Origin of the sequence: Streptomyces sp. YS-3, assembly GCF_045257485.1 — a bacterium.
In the GTDB taxonomy this organism is placed as follows: Bacteria; Actinomycetota; Actinomycetes; order Streptomycetales; family Streptomycetaceae; genus Streptomyces.
This window is the reverse complement of sequence record NZ_JBJHPC010000740.1, coordinates 1-2,955: the sequence shown is the minus strand read 5'-3', so window position 1 is coordinate 2,955 and position 2,955 is coordinate 1. Positions and strand designations below refer to the sequence as shown.

3 protein-coding genes are annotated in these 2,955 nt (G+C 74.7%); all 3 read left to right on the top strand.

What is annotated here, in order from left to right; all coding sequences use genetic code 11:
• The first annotated feature begins 77 nt into the window (after window positions 1-77).
• Window positions 78-602, top strand: coding sequence for a DUF2617 family protein (locus ACJA3G_RS34110; RefSeq protein ID WP_406556907.1), 525 nt, complete (start codon window positions 78-80; stop codon window positions 600-602).
• Between the two features lie 122 nt (window positions 603-724).
• Window positions 725-2,305 carry a polyamine aminopropyltransferase gene (locus tag ACJA3G_RS34105; protein WP_406556906.1) on the top strand — a complete coding sequence of 527 codons (1,581 nt, stop codon included), beginning with the start codon at window positions 725-727 and terminating at the stop codon, window positions 2,303-2,305.
• 105 nt (window positions 2,306-2,410) lie between these two features.
• The coding region (locus ACJA3G_RS34100) for an SRPBCC family protein (protein ID WP_406556905.1) at window positions 2,411-2,955 on the top strand (545 nt) is incomplete at its 3' end.

The window sequence follows — 2,955 nt, the reverse complement described above, 5'->3', positions numbered from 1 at the left end:
GTCCCCCCTTCCCCGCACCGGTTCCGGGGCGCCCCCGGTCGTCCACCCTCCACATGTGTGTTTTGCGGAGCCCACCCATGCTCACGACTCTCAAGACCGCCTACACCGACACGCGTGCCAGCGACCTCGCCTGGGCTCTGGGGCGGGAGCCGCTGCCCGCCCTGGCCGTCCTCGACCTGGAACTCACCGGCGCCAAACTGCAGTTGAGGCTCCTGGGCGCCTCCCACCAGGTGCTCCTCGAAGAGGAGCAGGGCTCCTGTTCGGAGACCGTCGCCTGTATGCCCGGCAGCAGCACCCCGCTCCCCCTCGGGGTGGCGAAACGTCTGGGCGAGTGGGAGTACGAGTTCGCCGCACGGGTGGAGACGCTGTCCGGGGGTTCGTTCGCGGGGCGCGCCCAGGAGCTGCTGGCGCTGGTCGCCGACCACCCCAACGGCCTCGCGGGGACGTTTCCCGGCTCGCCGCACGCCTTCACCGCGATGCTCGCGCAGCGCTGCGAGGGCCAGGTGCGGTGGCGGACCTGGCACGCGTACCCGCAGGAGGGGCAGTTGGTGGTGACCCGAACGAGGGTCGGTGTCCGGACGGCGGTACCCGCCGCGCGGTGAGAATGCGTGCAGGTAGGAGGGGGCGCGCCGCCACTGAAGGGGCCGTAATTCCCTCCGCCGTGCGCGAGTTGCACCCGTGTGGGTGACAAGATGCGAGCGAGTCGTGACGTAGCGTTCCCATCATGATCGAACCGTCTGTGCCCGTCCTGCCCTGTGGCATCCCGCCGCCGGCACCCCGGCGCAGCACCGCGCGGTTCATCGTGCTCGGCACCGTGTTCATCTGCGCGGCCTGCGGACTCGTCTACGAACTCGAACTGGTCGCCCTCGCCTCGTACTTGATCGGCGACTCGGTCACCCAGGCCTCCGTCGTGCTGTCCGTGATGGTCTTCGCCATGGGCATCGGCTCCCTGCTCGCCAAACGGCTGCGGCTGCACGCCGCCGCCGGCTTCGGTCTGATCGAGGCGGCCCTCGCGCTGGTCGGCGGCTGCTCGGCGATGGTGCTGTACGCGACGTTCGCCTGGCTCGGCGGCGCGAGATACGCCCTGGTCGCCTTCTCGCTCGGCATCGGCGTGCTGATCGGCGCCGAGATCCCGCTCCTGATGACGCTGATGCAGCGCGTCTCGCGGCAGGACCCGGGCGGCACCGTCGCGGACCTGTTCGCCGCCGACTACGTGGGAGCCCTCGTCGGCGGACTCGCCTTCCCCTTCCTCCTGCTGCCGCTGCTGGGCCAGTTGACCGGCGCGCTGCTGACCGGCGCGGTCAACGCGCTGGCGGGCGGGGCGCTGGTGCTGTGGCTGTTCCGGCGCGATCTGACCCCTCGCGCCCGCTGGTGGCTCCTGGCGGCGAACGTGCTGGTCATCGCGGTCCTGGCGATCACCACCGCGCTGGTCGGCGCCTTCGAGCAGGCGGCGCGGCGCGCGGTGTACGGAGGGCAGGTGCGGGTCGCGGTGCAGACCGGTGTGCAGGAGGTCGTCCTCACCGGCAGCCGCACCGGGCACGGCCCCGGCGGTCCGCTCGACCTGTTCCTCGACGGCCGGCTGCGCGTCAGCGGCCGGGACGAGCACCGCTACCACTCGGCGCTGGTGGGCCCCGCGATGGAGTCCGGGCGGCACCGGCGGGTGCTGGTGCTGGGCGGCGGGGACGGCCTGGCCGCCCGCGAGGCGCTGCGCTTCGCGGATGTGCGCTCGGTGACCCTGGTCGAGCTGGACGCGGGCGTGGTCGCCCTGGCCCGCCGCGACCCGGCCCTGTCGGCCCTGAACGGCCATGCGTACCAGGACCGGCGGGTGCGGGCGGTGGTCGCGGACGCCTTCGGCTGGCTGCGCGGGCCCGGCCGGTCGGCCGGGCCCTTCGACGTGGTGATCTCCGATCTGCCGGACCCGGGCATCACCCCCAGCACCAAGCTGTACTCGCAGGAGTTCTTCGGCCTCGCCGCGCGCGTGCTGGCGCCGGGCGGACGTCTCGCGGTGCACGCGGGGCCGGTCGCGACGCGGTCGCACACGTACTGGACGGTGGAGTCGACGGTCCGGGCCGCCGGTCTGTGGACCGTGCCCTACCGGGCGACGGGCCGACTCACCGGCTTCACGGCGGGCCCCGACCGCGCCTCGGGCGCCACCGGGGCCCCGCACGACTGGGGCTTCGTCCTCGCCTCGCCCTCCGGGCCGCCGGGCGTCCCGCTCGCCCCGGAGCTGGAGCCGCTGGGGGAGGAGCGCCCCCGCGAGGAGCTGCCACCCTCGACCCTGGTCCATCCGCGCTACTCGGGCTGACGGCGGGCCCGGGGCCCCGCGCGGGGCCCGGACGGGCGGGTTCGGCACGGCTCGGCGCGTCGTTTGCGGAGACGGGACGGCAACCCCTGAGTAGGCTCGTGACCCATGGAGCATGAGGTGTTCGTTCCGGTTGAGGTCCAGTCCCTGCGTCGGACGCTGCGCGACCCGGCGCGGGTCGCCCGCTGCGTCCCCGGGCTCCAGCAGGACGCGGGCGAGCCACCGGTGGCCGGGCGGCTGAAGCTCCGCGTCGAGGGCCACACGATCACCTACCGCGGCACCATGCGGATCACCGAGCTCGACGAGGACACCTTCGGCGTGGAGGCCCAGGGCACCGAGGCGCGCGGCACCGGCGCGGGCAGGTTCTCCCTCACGCTCCGGCTCGCCCCCCAGGACGAGGGCACCCGGATGTCTGTCACCGCCACGGCGACCGCGGACGGCCGGGTGGCCACCGCGACCCCCGAGGGCACCCGGGCCGCCGCCGCCCGCCTGCTGGACCGTTTCGGCGCGGCGCTGGCGGCGGACGCGGACGGAGCCGGGGAGGAGACCGGCGGCCCCGCCGAGGGCGCCGGCGAGCCGGACGCGACGGAGGGCGGGGCGGCCGTCCAGGGCGTGGAGGCCTCCGGACCCGACGCCGCCGCGCCCCAGATCCC